This window comes from Streptomyces flaveolus (genome assembly GCF_000716535.1).
GTDB classification, from domain to species: domain Bacteria; phylum Actinomycetota; class Actinomycetes; order Streptomycetales; family Streptomycetaceae; genus Streptomyces; species Streptomyces flaveolus_A.
Genome location: NZ_JNWV01000038.1, coordinates 59,054 through 73,231 on the forward strand (window position 1 = coordinate 59,054; position 14,178 = coordinate 73,231).

14 protein-coding genes are annotated in these 14,178 nt (G+C 72.1%); 11 read left to right on the top strand and 3 right to left on the bottom strand.

Going from position 1 to position 14,178, the window contains the following annotated elements; all coding sequences use genetic code 11:
• Positions 1-21: 21 nt before the first annotated feature.
• Together OO52_RS36355 and OO52_RS36360 are read right to left on the bottom strand one after the other, a co-directional pair.
• The gene (locus OO52_RS36355) at positions 22-804 is read right to left on the bottom strand and encodes an alpha/beta fold hydrolase (protein ID WP_030654144.1); all 783 of its coding nucleotides are present in this window, start codon (positions 802-804) and stop codon (positions 22-24) included.
• Between the two features lie 63 nt (positions 805-867).
• Entirely contained in the window at positions 868-1,191 is a 324-nt protein-coding gene (locus OO52_RS36360) for a DUF427 domain-containing protein (protein ID WP_030654147.1), read from the bottom strand.
• 67 nt (positions 1,192-1,258) lie between these two features.
• On the opposite strand from OO52_RS36360, the gene OO52_RS36365 reads away from it, so the two are divergent.
• The 5 genes from OO52_RS36365 to OO52_RS36385 all read left to right on the top strand — a co-directional run bounded on the left by OO52_RS36365 (position 1,259) and on the right by OO52_RS36385 (position 8,275).
• Positions 1,259-1,789: a TIGR00730 family Rossman fold protein gene (locus OO52_RS36365; protein WP_030654149.1), complete on the top strand. Its 531-nt coding sequence runs from the start codon at positions 1,259-1,261 to the stop codon at positions 1,787-1,789.
• A gap of 40 nt (positions 1,790-1,829) precedes the next feature.
• Positions 1,830-2,528 (top strand): SDR family oxidoreductase, encoded by a 699-nt coding sequence (locus tag OO52_RS36370; protein ID WP_078877322.1) that lies wholly within the window; start codon positions 1,830-1,832, stop codon positions 2,526-2,528.
• A 31-nt stretch (positions 2,529-2,559) separates the two neighbouring features.
• The gene (locus OO52_RS36375; RefSeq protein WP_030654156.1) at positions 2,560-3,567 is read left to right on the top strand and encodes a methionine synthase; all 1,008 of its coding nucleotides are present in this window, start codon (positions 2,560-2,562) and stop codon (positions 3,565-3,567) included.
• A 15-nt stretch (positions 3,568-3,582) separates the two neighbouring features.
• Positions 3,583-5,778, top strand: a complete 2,196-nt coding sequence (ligA, locus tag OO52_RS36380; protein ID WP_030654159.1) for an NAD-dependent DNA ligase LigA — start codon at positions 3,583-3,585, stop codon at positions 5,776-5,778.
• A gap of 259 nt (positions 5,779-6,037) precedes the next feature.
• Positions 6,038-8,275, top strand: a complete 2,238-nt coding sequence (locus OO52_RS36385; protein ID WP_030654162.1) for a putative bifunctional diguanylate cyclase/phosphodiesterase — start codon at positions 6,038-6,040, stop codon at positions 8,273-8,275.
• A gap of 434 nt (positions 8,276-8,709) precedes the next feature.
• Here OO52_RS36385 and OO52_RS36390 read toward each other — a convergent pair whose 3' ends face one another.
• On the bottom strand, positions 8,710-9,288 hold the full coding sequence (locus OO52_RS36390; protein WP_030654165.1) for a TetR/AcrR family transcriptional regulator: 579 nt from the start codon (positions 9,286-9,288) through the stop codon (positions 8,710-8,712).
• 96 nt (positions 9,289-9,384) lie between these two features.
• Between OO52_RS36390 and OO52_RS36395 the strand changes: the two genes are divergently transcribed.
• The 6 genes from OO52_RS36395 (at position 9,385) to gatB (ending at position 14,133) form a co-directional block, all read left to right on the top strand.
• On the top strand, positions 9,385-9,756 hold the full coding sequence (locus OO52_RS36395; protein WP_030654167.1) for a DUF4267 domain-containing protein: 372 nt from the start codon (positions 9,385-9,387) through the stop codon (positions 9,754-9,756).
• 41 nt (positions 9,757-9,797) lie between these two features.
• Positions 9,798-10,292, top strand: a complete 495-nt coding sequence (locus tag OO52_RS36400) for a cupin domain-containing protein (RefSeq protein WP_030654168.1) — start codon at positions 9,798-9,800, stop codon at positions 10,290-10,292.
• 269 nt (positions 10,293-10,561) lie between these two features.
• Positions 10,562-10,858 carry an Asp-tRNA(Asn)/Glu-tRNA(Gln) amidotransferase subunit GatC gene (gene gatC / locus OO52_RS36405; protein WP_004925108.1) on the top strand — a complete coding sequence of 99 codons (297 nt, stop codon included), beginning with the start codon at positions 10,562-10,564 and terminating at the stop codon, positions 10,856-10,858.
• A 5-nt stretch (positions 10,859-10,863) separates the two neighbouring features.
• Positions 10,864-12,366: an Asp-tRNA(Asn)/Glu-tRNA(Gln) amidotransferase subunit GatA gene (gatA, locus tag OO52_RS36410; protein WP_030654170.1), complete on the top strand. Its 1,503-nt coding sequence runs from the start codon at positions 10,864-10,866 to the stop codon at positions 12,364-12,366.
• Entirely contained in the window at positions 12,363-12,602 is a 240-nt protein-coding gene (locus tag OO52_RS36415) for a hypothetical protein (protein WP_030654172.1), read from the top strand. Before gatA ends, OO52_RS36415 begins: the two co-directional genes overlap by 4 nt.
• A gap of 16 nt (positions 12,603-12,618) precedes the next feature.
• Positions 12,619-14,133: an Asp-tRNA(Asn)/Glu-tRNA(Gln) amidotransferase subunit GatB gene (gene gatB, locus OO52_RS36420; RefSeq protein ID WP_030654174.1), complete on the top strand. Its 1,515-nt coding sequence runs from the start codon at positions 12,619-12,621 to the stop codon at positions 14,131-14,133.
• Positions 14,134-14,178: the final 45 nt, after the last annotated feature.

A 14,178-nucleotide genomic window follows, 5' to 3' on the forward strand; every position in this document is an offset into this window, starting at 1 on the left:
GTCCCGCGCGGAACGACGCGCTCAGCCCGCGAAGAACTCCGCCAGCACCGGCCCCAGCACGCCCGGTTCCACCATGTGGGTCTGGCCCTCCAGGACCCGGTACGTGCCCTGGGGCACCGTCTGAGCGATCTCCCGGGACGCCGCCCGCATCCATTCCGGGCTCGCGCCGCCCGCGACCGCGAGCACGGGCACACCGATCTCGGCGAGCCGGTCCCGGGGGAGCAGGCCGTCGCCCATGACCGCGTCGTCGTGGGCGAGGCTGGGGGCGACGGCCTCCATGCCGGCCCACATCGGCGACTCCCGGGCTCGCTGGATCATCTCCTCGCCGAGGCCCGTCAGGCGCAGGAACAGCTCCACCGCGTCCCCGCGCCGGCCCTCGCCGAGCGCCTTGCCGAGCTGCTGCTTGTAGGTGGCCTCGCGCGCGGCACCGCCCGTCAGGTGGTCGGCGTACGGCACCTCGTACACCGCCGCGCGGGCGACGGGCAGCCCGCTCGCCGCCGCGCGCAGGACCAGCGCGCCGCCCGAGGAGACCCCGAAGAGCGCCGCCTCGCCGCCCACCGCGTCGATCAGCGCGGCCAGGTCCTCGACCTCGCGGTCGACCTCGTACGGCGCCGTGTCGCCGCTCGCCCCGCGGCCCCGGCGGTCGTAGACGACGGCCGTGCAGCGCTCCGCGAGGCGCTGGGCCAGGGGCGCCACGGTGCCACCGGTGGACATCGCGCCGCTCACGAGGATCACCGTGGGCCCCTGGCCGATCACTCCGTACGCGAGGGAGGTTCCGTCGCGGGAAGTCGTCTTCTTGTCCATGGCCGTGCAGACTGCCGCACCAGGCGGCACTCGTCGGTCACGACACGGCGGTGCCGGGGGTGGTCATGCGACCTCGGTGTCGTAGAAGCAGTAGTGGTCCTTGATCTCCGCCACCCCGTCCTTGGGGTCCGGATACGCCCAGACGAGGTCGGGCGCGTCCGGCAGCGACCAGTAGGACGCCGTGCCCTTGAAGGGGCACACGGTGTGCGTGTCGGAGGGCGTCAGCAGATCGAGGCGGACGTCCTCGGCGGGGATGTAGTACCTGACCGGGCAGCCCGTCTCGCGCAGCTCCAGGGGCCGGTCGGATTCCGCGAGCACCTGGTCGCCGTGCACCACGCGCACGTGCCGCTCGCTCTTGTGGATCGTGATCGTGTGTCCTTGGGTCATACCGGGTTCAGCGCCCGGACGGGCCGTGCTTCTTCCCTCCCGGCGCGTCGACCGTACGGTAGGGACCATGAACATCTGTGTCTTCCTGTCCGCCGCCGACCTCGACGAGCGTTACACGCGCCCCGCGCGCGAGTTCGCGGAACTGCTCGGCAAGGCCGGCCACACGCTCGTCTGGGGCGGTTCCGACGTCGGTCTGATGAAGGTGGTCGCGGACGGCGTGCAGGAGGCGGGCGGCAGGCTGCTGGGCGTCTCCGTGGAGTTCCTGGCGAACAAGGCGCGGCCCGGAGCCGACGAGATGGTCATCGCGGCCGACCTCGCCGAACGCAAGAAGCTGCTGCTGGAGAAGGCCGACGCCGTGGTGATCATGGTGGGTGGCACCGGCACGCTGGACGAGGCCACCGAGATCCTGGAGCTGAAGAAGCACGGCCGCACCGAGAAGCCGGTCGTGCTGCTGAACACGGCGGGCTTCTACGACGGCCTGCGCGAGCAGTTCCGCCGCATGGAGGCCGAGGGCTTCCTGCCCCGCCCGCTGGCGGAACTGGTCTTCTTCGCCGACGAGCCGGTCGGGGCCCTCGCCTACCTGGAGGCCGCGACATGAGCGGCCACCGCCGCGGGGCTCGGCATCCGGTGATGCGAGCATGGCGGTCATGGCTACTCATGTGATCACCGGGGCCGGTTCCGGCATCGGCGCGGCCGTGGCCCGCCGGCTGCACGCGCGCGGGGACGAGATCGTGCTGCACGTGCGCGACGCGGGCCGCGCGAAGGAGCTCGCGGCCGAGTTCCCCGGCGCCCGCACCCTGGTCGGCGACCTGGCGGACCCGGACAAGCTGTCCTGGGCGTTCTCCCACCAGACGCTCCCGGACCGGGTCGACTCCCTGCTGCACATCGCCGGTGTCGTCGACCTCGGCGGGGTCGGCGACCTGACCCCGAAGTCCTGGCGCCACCAGCTCAACGTCAACCTGATCGCCCCCGCCGAGCTGACCCGGCACTTCCTGCCGCAGCTGCGGGCGGCCCGCGGCCATGTGATCTTCGTCAACTCCGGCGCCGGGCTGAGCGCGAGCGCCGGCTGGTCCGCGTACGCGGCCTCCAAGCACGGCCTGAAGGCCCTCGCCGACTCCCTGCGCCAGGAGGAGCACGCGAACGGCGTCCGCGTCACCTCGGTCTACCCCGGCCGCACCGCGAGCCCCATGCAGGCCAAGGTGCACCAGCAGGAGGGCAAGGAGTACGACCCGTCCAGGTGGATCGACCCCGAGTCGGTCGCCACGACGATCCTCACCGCCCTGGACCTCCCCGAGGACGCGGAGATCAACGACCTGACGGTACGTCCGGGGCGCTGACCTCGGCCGGAGGGTTCCGTAGGCTTCCCTGGTGAGCGAAAACAGCCAGTTCAGGTTCCCGGGGGCCACCGGCGTCGGTTCCCTGCCCGGCGGGGACGCCAGGGAAGCCGCCAAGACCGCCACCGGATCCTTCGAGGACTTTCCGTTCCTCCCGGAGCTGCCCGCCCGCGGGCCCGGCGCCGACATGATCGGCCGGACCGCCGGAATGCTGGTCGAGCTCTACGCGCGCGTGGAGCCCAGCGGGTGGCGGCTCGGGGACCGGCCGGGCCGGGACACCAAGCGGGCCAGGTCCTGGCTCGGCGAGGACCTGGACGCCCTGGAGGAGTTCACCCAGGGCTACGAGGGCGACCTGAAGGTGCAGGCCGTCGGGCCGTGGACGCTCGCCGCCGCCCTGGAGCTGAAGAACGGCGAGGCCGCCCTGTCGGACCCCGGCGCCTGCCGGGACCTCGCCGCCTCGCTCGCCGAGGGGCTGCGGCTGCATCTCGCCGAGGTGCGCCGCCGTGTCCCGGGCGCCCGGATCGTCCTCCAGCTCGACGAGCCCTCCCTCACGGCCGTCCTGCGCGGACAGGTCCGTACGGCGAGCGGCTACCGCACCCACCGGGCCGTGGACCGTCAGGTCGTGGAGGCCACGCTCCGGGACGTCGTCGGCGCGCACGCCGGCAGGCCGGTGGTGGTGCACTCCTGCGCCCAGGACGTGCCGTTCGCCCTGCTGCGGCGGGCCGGCGCGGCGGCCGTCTCCTTCGACTTCGCGCTCCTCACCGAGCGTGACGACGAGGCGGTCGGCGAGGCCGTGGAGGGCGGTACGCGGCTGTTCGCCGGTGTCGTGCCGGGCACGGACGGCCCGTTGTCAGACCCTGCCGGTAGCGTCATGGGTGTCAGGACGTTGTGGCGCAGGCTGGGGCTGCACCCGGGGCTGCTCGCGGAGGCGGTCACGGTGACCCCGGCGTGCGGTCTGGCCGGCGCGTCCCCCGGGTACGCGCGCCAGGCGCTCGCCCACTGCGTCCGGGCGGCGAGATCCCTCGCGGACAACCCAGAGTAACGGGAGGACAACACGGTGGCCGGCGACAAGCAAGCGGAGACGACGGCGGTGCCCGCCGAGGCCCGCGACAAGCACGCGCAGCTGGCGGAGCAGGTCGAGGAGCACCGCTTCCGGTACTACGTGAAGGACGCTCCCGTCATCAGCGACGCGGAGTTCGACCAGCTCCTCAAGTCCCTGGAGGCCCTGGAGGAGCGGTATCCGGAGCTGCGCACCCCGGACTCGCCCACCCAGAAGGTCGCGGGGTCGTACGAGACGGAGTTCAGGGCGGTCGAGCACCGCGAGCGGATGCTCTCGCTCGACAACACGTTCAACGACGACGACCTGGCCGCCTGGGCCGACCGCATCGCCAGGGAGCTGGGCGACCAGGCGTACCACTTCCTGTGCGAGCTGAAGGTGGACGGCCTCGCGGTCAACCTCACCTACGAGAAGGGCCGCCTCACGCGCGCGGCCACCCGCGGTGACGGCCGCACCGGCGAGGACATCACGCCGAACGTCCGGACGATCGCGGAGATCCCGGACCGCCTGGGGGGCGACACGGTGCCCGACCTGGTGGAGATCCGCGGCGAGGTCTACTTCCCGATGGAGAAGTTCCTCGAACTGAACGAACGCCTGGTCGCGGCCGGCGACAAGCCCTTCGCCAACCCCCGCAACGCCGCCGCCGGTTCGCTGCGCCAGAAGGACCCGCGGGTCACCGCGACCCGCCCGCTGCACATGGTCGTCCACGGCATCGGCGCCCTGGAGGGCTTCACGGGCATGACCCGGCTGTCGCAGGCGTACGACCTGCTGAAGTCCTGGGGCCTGCCCACCTCCCCGCACAACCGCGTGGTCGACGACCTCGCCGGTGTGCGGGAGTTCATCGCGTACTACGGCGAGAACCGCCACTCTGTCGAGCACGAGATCGACGGTGTCGTCGTCAAGCTGGACGAGATGCGCCTCCAGGGCCGCCTCGGCTCCACCGCGCGGGCGCCCCGCTGGGCGATCGCCTACAAGTACGCGCCGGAAGAGGTCAACACCAAGCTCGTCGACATCAAGGTGGGTGTCGGCCGCACCGGCCGGGTCACGCCGTACGCCCAGGTCGAGCCGGTCACGGTCGCGGGCAGCGAGGTGGAGTTCGCCACCCTGCACAACCAGGAGGTCGTCAAGGCCAAGGGCGTGCTCATCGGCGACACCGTGGTCCTGCGCAAGGCCGGTGACGTCATCCCGGAGATCCTCGGCCCGGTGGTCGACCTGCGGGACGGCAGCGAGCGGGAGTTCGTGATGCCGAGCGAGTGCCCCGAGTGCGGGACGCCGCTGCGGCCCATGAAGGAGGGCGACATCGACCTGCGTTGCCCCAACGCCCGTACTTGCCCGGCCCAGTTGAGGGAGCGCGTGTCCTACCTCGCCGGCCGGGAGTGCCTGGACATCGAGCACTTCGGCGCGGTGGCCGCCGCCGCGCTCACCCGCCCGCTGGAGCCGGCCGACCCGCCGCTGGTGGACGAGGGCGGCCTGTTCGACCTGACGGTGGACAAGCTGCTGCCCATCAAGGCCTACGTCCTCGACCCGGACAGCGGCCTGCCCAAGCGCGACCCGAAGACCGGAGAGGAGAAGGTCGTCACGGTCTTCGCCAACCAGAAGGGCGAGCCGAAGAAGAACACCCTCGCCCTGCTGGCGAACATCGAGGCGGCCAAGTCCCGTCCGCTCGCCCGCTTCCTGAACGGGCTGTCGATCCGGCACGTGGGACCGGTGGCCGCGCAGGCCCTCGCGCGCGAGTTCCGGTCCATCGACCGCATCGAACAGGCGACCGAGGAGGAGCTGGCGGCCACCGACGGCGTCGGCCCCATCATCGCCGCCGCCCTCAAGGAGTGGTTCGCCGAGGACTGGCACCGCGAGATCGTGCGCAGGTGGAAGGCCGCGGGCGTCCCCCTGGAGGACCAGTCGTCCGGCGAGGAGGAGGGGCCGCGTCCGCTGGAGGGGCTCACGGTCGTCGTCACCGGCACGCTGGAGAACTTCACCCGGGACGGCGCCAAGGAGGCGCTGCAGCGTCAGGGCGCGAAGGTGACCGGTTCGGTGTCGAAGAAGACCTCGTTCGTCGTTGTGGGTGACAACCCCGGATCGAAGTACGACAAGGCCATGCAACTGAAGGTTTCCGTTCTGAACGAGGACGGTTTCGGCGTCCTCTTGGAACAGGGCCCCGAAGCGGCGGCCGAAGTCGCGCTTCCGACCGGGGAGTAGCGGTTGAAGGCCACCCGATCGGCGCATATCAGATGCATACGGGTGGCCCGGGCGCATTCGGGCAACCGTCGGAGACCGCTGCCCGTGGAAGCCTTCCGCGGCCTACTGTTGAGGTGTGCGCCTGCCGTGCCCAGCTACGGCTGGGGCATCTTCGTGCCCTCCAGGGGCGCGGAGAAGGTTTCTTCGACGCGGAGCTGCTGATGGTTGTCGGGCGTCGGGCCGCGTGGTGTGGGCACCGCCGGCTGTGAGAGGGACGGGAATGGAACCGACCGAGAGCGCCGCCCCGGACTCATGGCTGCGCCTGCGCCGCCGTGCGGGCGCGTGGCGGGGGAACCGGTGGACCGGCCGGGCCGACGGGCGTCCGGCCGCGTGGCCGCGCCCGGCCGGACCGGGCGCCGCCGCCGAGGCCCACGCGCCCCTGTCCGCCGTCGCGCCCGCCCCCGGCCTGGCCGGCGCCGACACCGAACGGCACCTGTCCTGGCCCGCCTTGCCCGCGGCCGCCGTGGCCGCCGCCGGATTCGTCCTGGGCGCCGGCTTCTACCGCGCCTACACCGGCCACCACGCCCTCTTCCCCGGCGGCACGGTCGGCTGGTCGCTGGCCCTGCTCACCGGCGTCATCGTCGGCCACCTCGTCATGCTGGGCCGCGCCCGCTGGTGGGGCGGCACCGGATCGGGCGCCGCCCTCACCCTCGCGGTCCTGCTGCTCTACGGCTGGGTGCCCGCCGGCCTGGTCAGCCTCACCGTCGTCGTCCTGGTCGGCATCGCCCGCCGCAACCGCTGGCGGCAAGGGGTGCTGCACGGCGCGGTGGACATCCTCGGCATCGGCGTCGGCGCCCTGCTGCTCGGCGCGTGCGGCCGGGTGCCGAGCGTCGAGGAGCCCTGGCGTCCCGAGAGCTGGAGCGTCGCCACGGCACCCGAGATCGTGCTGGTCGCGGTCGCCTACCTCGCCGTCAGCCGCGGCCTGCTGTGGTACTTGCACGCCCCGCGCGGCGGCGGGCTGCCCACCGTCGCCCGCACCGCCCTGCTCCGGCAGGGCCTGGTCGCCGTCGCGCTGCTCGGCATCGCGCCCCTGCTGTGCGTCGTCGCCGACGCCCAGCCGATCCTCCTCCCGCTGTTCGCCATCCCGCTCATCGCCCTGGACTCCACGCTGTGGATGGCCCGCGCCCGCGCCGAGGAGCAGTTGCGCGACCCGCTGACCGGGCTGCCCAACCGGCAGTGGCTGCTGGAGCGCATCTGGACCGCCCTGGACGACGCCGACCGCATCGGGGCGCGCTCCGCGCTCATGCTGATCGACCTCGATCGCTTCCGGTCGGTGAACGACACCCTCGGTCATCTGGCCGGCGACCGGCTGCTGCTCCAGATAGCCGACCGGCTGCGGCTCGCCCTGCCGCGCGGCGCCGAGGCCGCCCGGCTCGGCGGTGACGAGTTCGCCGTCTTACTGCCCGTCGCCGACTCCACCACGTCGGCCACCCGCGTCGCGCGCGGCCTCGTCTCCGCCCTCAGCTCCCCGCTCGACCTGGACGGGCTCACCCTCGTCCTGGAGGCCAGCGCCGGCGTCGCCGTCTTCCCCGACCACGCGCTCGACGCCGAAGGGCTCCTGCGCCGCGCCGACGTCGCGATGTACCAGGCGAAGAGGGACCGTACGGGCGTCGAGGTGTACGAGTCCAAGCGGGACTCCAACACCCCGGACCGCCTCGGCCTGCTGGGCGACCTGCGCCGGGCGCTGGACGCGCACGAGGTCCAGCTCCACTACCAGCCCAAGGTCCGTTTCGACGGACAGGTCGCCGGCCTGGAGGCCCTGGTCCGCTGGGTGCACCCGGAGCGCGGGAAGGTGCCGCCGGACGAGTTCATAGCGATAGCCGAGTCCTCGGGGCTGATGCCCCACCTCACCGAGTACGTCCTGGAGACCGCGCTCGGCCAGGTCGCCCGGTGGCGCGCACAGGGCCTGCGGGTGCCGGTCGCCGTCAACGTCTCCCCGCGCGACGTCCACACCCCGGGATTCGCCGGATCGGTCGCCGCGCGCCTCGCCCGGCACGGGGTCCCCGCCGGAGCGCTCCAGCTGGAGATAACGGAACACGTGCTGCTGGAGGACCCGCAGCGCGCCGCCGACACCCTCGCCGGGCTCACCGGACACGGCGTGAAGATGTCCCTCGACGACTTCGGCACCGGGTATTCGTCGCTGGTCCACCTGCGGCGGCTCCCCGTCAGCGAGCTGAAGATCGACCGCTCCTTCGTGGCCCGGCTCGCCGTCGACGCCCAGGACGCGGAGATCGTGCGCTGCACGGTGGATCTCGCGCATTCGCTGGGTCTGCTGGTCGTCGCCGAGGGCGTGGAGGACGACGAGACCTGGGAGCGGCTGCGGGACCTGGGATGCGACGCCGTACAGGGCTGGCTGGTCGCCGCGGCGATGCCGCCCGAGGAGACCACGGCGTGGCTGCTGGCACGGGGCTCCCGCGGCTGGCAACGACCGCGCGCCGCGCTGCCGGCGGCCGAGTAGTCCGCGGCAGAGTCGCCGGTGGCCGAGTGGTTTACGGCCAGAGTCGTTGGTGGTCGAGTGGGCGGCGGCCCGAGTCGTTGGTGGGCGAGTGGTTCGCGGCCGTCGCTGTTCGCCGCGGCGGATGCCGCCCGAGGAGCCCACGGCGTGGCTGCTGGCACGGGGCTCCCGTGGCTGGCAGCGACCGCGCGCCGCGCTGCCGGCGGTCGAGTAGTTCGCGGCGGAGTCGTTCGGCCGAGTGGGTGGCGGCCCGAGTCGTTGGCGGTCGAGTGGTTCGCGGCCGGCCGTCGCTGGTCGCCGCGCCGGATGCCGCCCAAGGAGACCGCGGCGTGGCTGCTGGCGCCGGGCTCCCGTGGCCGGCAGCGACCGCGCGCCGCGCTCCCGCGGTCGAGTAGCCCGCGGCCGAGTCGTCGGCCGTTGATCGGTTCGCGGCCTGCCTAGCGCCCCGCGAAGTGGGAGATCAGCAGCGCGACGCGCGTCTCGTGTGCGTGCTCCGGCAGCCTGCCGCTCCGCATCAGTGTCACCAGGCCGTGCAGCCCCGCCCAGAACGTCTCCGTCAGCAGGCCCGGGTCCTCGCCCTCGGCCGCGATCGGTTCCACCGCGAAGAGCAGTTCGGCGAAGGCTTCCCGCAGCGGTGCCGGCGCCTCCTCCGTGGCGAACGGCAGGGGCACCAGGTGGGTGAACATCACGTCGTAGAGGGCGGGCCGGCGCTCGGCGAAGGACGTGTACGTCCGCGCCACCGCCGCAAGCGCCTCCCGTGTGCCCCGCACCGCCGTGCGGGCCTGCCGCAGTTCCGTCGCCAGGTCGGCGCACCCCTGCACCGCCACGGCCGCCATGATCGCTTCCTTGCCCTTGAAGTGGCTGTAGAGGACGGGCTGGCTGTACTCGATCTCGGCCGCCAGCCGGCGCGTGGTCACCGCGTCCCAGCCCTCGGATTCCGCCAGCTCCCGCGCGGCTGTGACGATCAGCCGCTCGCGTTCCGCTCGTTCGCGCTCCCGGCGCGTCTGGATCGACATACCCACGATTCTAGCAACGCTAGCCAATCTGTCGACGCTCTGCTAGCTTCGCTCTTGCATCTAGCGCTGCTAGCAAACGAAGCGGGAGAACAGCACATGACCGTCACCGCGTACACCCTGGCCGTACTGCTCGACCTGTTCTGCGTGTTCCTCGGCTACCGGTTCTGGTTCCAGCCCGGCCCCGCGGCGGCCGGCTACGGAGTCCCCGCCGACCCGCACGGCGACGCCCGCGCGTACCTGTCGGTCAAGGGATCCAGGGACGGCGCCTTCGGGCTGGTGGGCCTCGCCCTGCTCGCGTTCGCCGGCGCCCGCGCCGAGGCCTGGTTCATGGTCTGCGTCGCAGTCGTCCCGTTCGTCGACACGCTGATAGTCCTGCGCAACGGCGGCGCGAAAGCCGTCGCCTTCGGGATCCACTTCGCCACCGCGATCGTTGTACTGATCAGTGCCGGACTGCTCTTCGCGGTCTGACCCCACACAGCAGTCCGACCACCACACAAGGGGGATGTGCCATGTCGCTGTTCGTGCCTGAGTTCGAGGACACCGTGCTCGTCCGGGACGCCGAGGCCGAGGTCGTCGGCGGGGCGCCCGTCGGGGTCAAGCTGCTGGCCGACAGCAGCGCCAGCGGCGGCGCGCTGTCCACCGTGCGCGTCACGCTCGCGGAGGGCGCCGACGGTGCCCGCCCGCACGTGCACCACCACTCGGCCGAGATGTTCTACCTGCTCGACGGCGAGGCCCAGGTCCTCTCCGGAGACGACGTCGTCACCGCCGGGCGCGGCGACCTGATCATCGTCCCGCCGGACCGGCCCCACGCCTTCGCCGCCGCCCCCGGCAGCACCGCCGACCTGCTCATCGTCATCACCCCGGGCGTCGAGCGCTTCGAGTACTTCCGCCACCTCCAGCGCATCCGCCTCGGCGAGGCCACGCCGGAGAGCCTGCTGGAGGTGCAGGAGCTGTACGACAACCACTTCCTGAAGAGCGACGCCTGGGAGGGGCGGCGCCGGTGAGGCCGGGGGCTCGGGGAAACCGTTTCACGGTCACGGCGCCCCGCCCCATAGGATTGGGGCTGGTCGTCCCTTCCCGTCTGTCGCGCGACGCCCGGCACGCACGCTCGCCGCGTTGCCGAATCGTCCACGTGGCTCCGCCACGAGGACGCTCCGGCGCTCTGCGATCGCACGCACCAGCCGCCGCGCGACCCGCCCTTCGGGCGGACGACGGAACCGGGACGACCAGCCCCCGGCCCGAACCACACACACTCACCCCAGAGGATCGCTGCATGCCTGGCATCACGCGCGAGGAGGTCGCCCACCTCGCCCGGCTGGCGCGTCTGGAGCTGAAGCCCGAAGAACTCGATCACTTCGCGGGACAGCTTGACGACATCATCGGCGCGGTCGCCCGCGTCAGCGAGGTCGCCGACCAAGACGTACCGCCGACCTCCCACCCGCTCCCGCTGACGAACGTCATGCGGCCGGACGAGGTCCGTCCCTCGCTCACCCCCGAGCAGGCGCTCTCCGGCGCCCCGGCACAGGAGCAGCAGCGTTTCAAGGTGCCGCAGATCCTGGGGGAGGAGTGACCGCCATGACGGACAAGAACAGCATCATCAGGCTCACCGCGGCCGAGACCGCCGCGAAGATCGCCTCCGGCGAGCTGACGGCCGTCGAGGTCACCGAGGCCCACCTCGCCCGGATCGAGGCGGTCGACGAGAAGGTGCACGCCTTCCTCCACGTCGACCGCGAGGGCGCCCTCGCCCAGGCCCGTGCCGTGGACGAGAAGCGGGAGCGGGGCGAGAAGCTCGGCCCGCTGGCCGGCGTCCCGCTCGCGCTCAAGGACATCTTCACCACCGAGGGCGTGCCCACGACCGTCGGCTCGAAGATCCTGGAGGGCTGGATCCCGCCGTACGACGCGACGCTCACCAAGCGGCTCAAGGCCGCCGACGTCGTCATCCTCGGCAAGACCAACATGGACGAGTTCGCCATGGGGTCGTCGACGGAGAACAGCGCGTTCGGCCCGACCGGCAACCCGTGGGACCTCACCCGGATCCCCGGCGGCTCCGGCGGCGGCTCCTCCGCCGCGCTGGCCGCGCACATGGCCCCGCTCGCCATCGGCACCGACACCGGCGGCTCCATCCGCCAGCCGGCCGCCGTCACCGGCACGGTCGGCGTGAAGCCGACGTACGGCGCGGTCTCCCGCTACGGCATGGTCGCCTTCTCCAGCTCGCTCGACCAGGGCGGCCCCTGCGCCCGTACGGTGCTCGACGCGGCGCTGCTGCACGAGGTCATCGCCGGGCACGACCCGCTGGACTCCACGTCCATCGACGCCCCGGTCCCGCCGGTGGTCGAGGCCGCGCGCAACGGCAGCGTCGCGGGCATGCGCGTCGGCGTGGTCAAGCAGTTCCGCGGCGAGGGCTACCAGGCGGGCGTCATCCAGCGCTTCGACGAGTCGGTCGCGCTGCTCAAGGAGCTGGGCGCCGAGATCGTCGAGCTGGACTGCCCGTCCTTCGACCTCGCCCTGTCGGCGTACTACCTGATCGCCCCGTCCGAGTGCTCCTCCAACCTCGCCCGCTTCGACGGCCTGCGCTACGGCCTGCGGACGGGCGACGACGGCTCGCACTCCGCCGAGGAGGTCACCTCCCTCACCCGTGAGGCGGGCTTCGGCCCCGAGGTGAAGCGCCGCATCATGCTCGGCACGTACGCCCTGTCGAGCGGCTACTACGACGCGTACTACGGCAGCGCCCAGAAGGTCCGCACGCTGATCAAGCAGGACTTCGACAAGGCCTTCGAGCAGGTCGACGTGATCGTCTCCCCGACGACCCCGACCACCGCCTTCGCGATCGGCGAGCGCGCCGACGACCCGATGGCGATGTACCTCGCGGACCTGTGCACCATCCCGACCAACCTGGCGGGCAACGCGGCCATGTCCCTGCCCTGCGGCCTCGCCCCGGAGGACAACCTCCCGGTCGGCCTGCAGATCATCGCCCCGGTGATGAAGGACGACCGGCTGTACAAGGTGGGCGCCGCCGTCGAGGCCGCCTTCGTGGAAAAGTGGGGTCACCCGCTGCTGGAGGAGGCACCGTCGCTGTGAGCGCACTGTCCAAGGCCAAGGGCTTCAAGAAGTCCAAGTCCGGTACGTACCTGTCCATGGCCGCCACCGCGTTCGGCGCGGTCGGCGCCATGAAGCAGATCAAGAAGGCCCGCGCCGAGAACGACACGCTGCGGCTCGTCGACGCCGTCGTCACCGCAGCCGGCATCGCCACCGGCCTCGCCATCCTCTACCGCGAGCTGAAGCGGCTGGGCGACGACGACGTCCTGCTGGGCTGAGAGGGAAGTTTTCACCGTGACCACCACGATCGACCTGGTGTCCTACGAGGACGCGCTGGCGTCGTACGACCCCGTCATGGGCCTTGAGGTCCATGTCGAACTCGGCACCAGGACCAAGATGTTCTGCGGCTGTTCCACCGCGCTCGGCGCCGATCCGAACAGCCAGACCTGCCCCACCTGCCTCGGCCTGCCCGGCTCGCTCCCGGTCGTCAACGCGACCGGCGTCGAGTCCGCGATCAAGATCGGTCTCGCGCTGAACTGCGAGATCGCCGAGTGGTGCCGCTTCGCCCGGAAGAACTACTTCTATCCGGACATGCCGAAGAACTTCCAGACCTCCCAGTACGACGAGCCGATCGCCTTCAACGGCTACCTCGACGTGCAGCTGGAGGACGGCGAGGTCTTCCGCGTGGAGATCGAGCGCGCCCACATGGAGGAGGACACCGGCAAGTCGACGCACGTCGGCGGCGCCACGGGCCGTATCCACGGCGCGTCCCACTCCCTGCTGGACTACAACCGCGCCGGCATCCCGCTGATCGAGATCGTCACCAAGCCGATCGTGGGCGCCGGCGAGCGCGCCCCCGAGGTGGCGAAGGCGTACGTCCGCGAGCTGCGCGAGGTCATCCGGGCCCTCGGTGTGTCCGAGGCCCGCATGGAGATGGGCCAGATGCGCTGCGACGTGAACCTGTCGCTGATGCCCAAGGGCAGCGACAAGTTCGGCACGCGCTCCGAGACGAAGAACGTCAACTCGCTGCGTTCCGTCGAGCGCGCCTGCCGCTTCGAGATCCAGCGGCACGCGGCCGTGCTGTCCTCCGGCGGGACGATCGTCCAGGAGACCCGCCACTTCCACGAGGACACCGGGTCCACGACCTCGGGCCGGGTGAAGGAGGAGGCCGAGGACTACCGGTACTTCCCGGAGCCCGACCTCGTCCCCGTGGCGCCCTCGCGCGAGTGGGTCGAGGAGATCCGCGCCGCGCTGCCCGAGCTGCCGCTGGCCCGCCGCACCCGGCTGCTGGCCGAGTGGGGCATCTCCGCCACCGACATGCAGGCGATCCTCAACGCCGGCGCGCTGGACCCGATCGTCGCCACCATCGACGCCGGTGCCGACGCGGCCGCCGCCCGCAAGTGGTGGATGGGCGAACTGGCGCGCAGCGCCAACGAGTCCGGCAAGACGCTGGAGGAGCTGGCGATCACGCCGCAGCAGGTGGCCCGGGTCACCGAGCTGGTCGCGAAGGGTGACCTGAACGACAAGCTGGCCCGCCAGGTCATCGAGGGCGTCCTCGCGGGCGAGGGCACCCCGGACGAGGTCGTCGACAAACGCGGTCTGAAGGTCGTCTCCGACGACTCCGCGCTCGGCACGGCCGTCGACGAGGCCATCGCCGGCAACCCGGCCATCGCGGACAAGATCCGCGGCGGCAAGGTGGCCGCGGCCGGCGCCCTGGTCGGCGCGGTCATGAAGGCCACCCGCGGCCAGGCCGACGCGGCCCGCGTCAAGGAACTGATCCTGGAGAAGCTGGGCGTCAGCGAGGGCTGACAGCAGGCGGTGTACGGCCCCGGAGGGATGCCCTCCGGGGCCGTA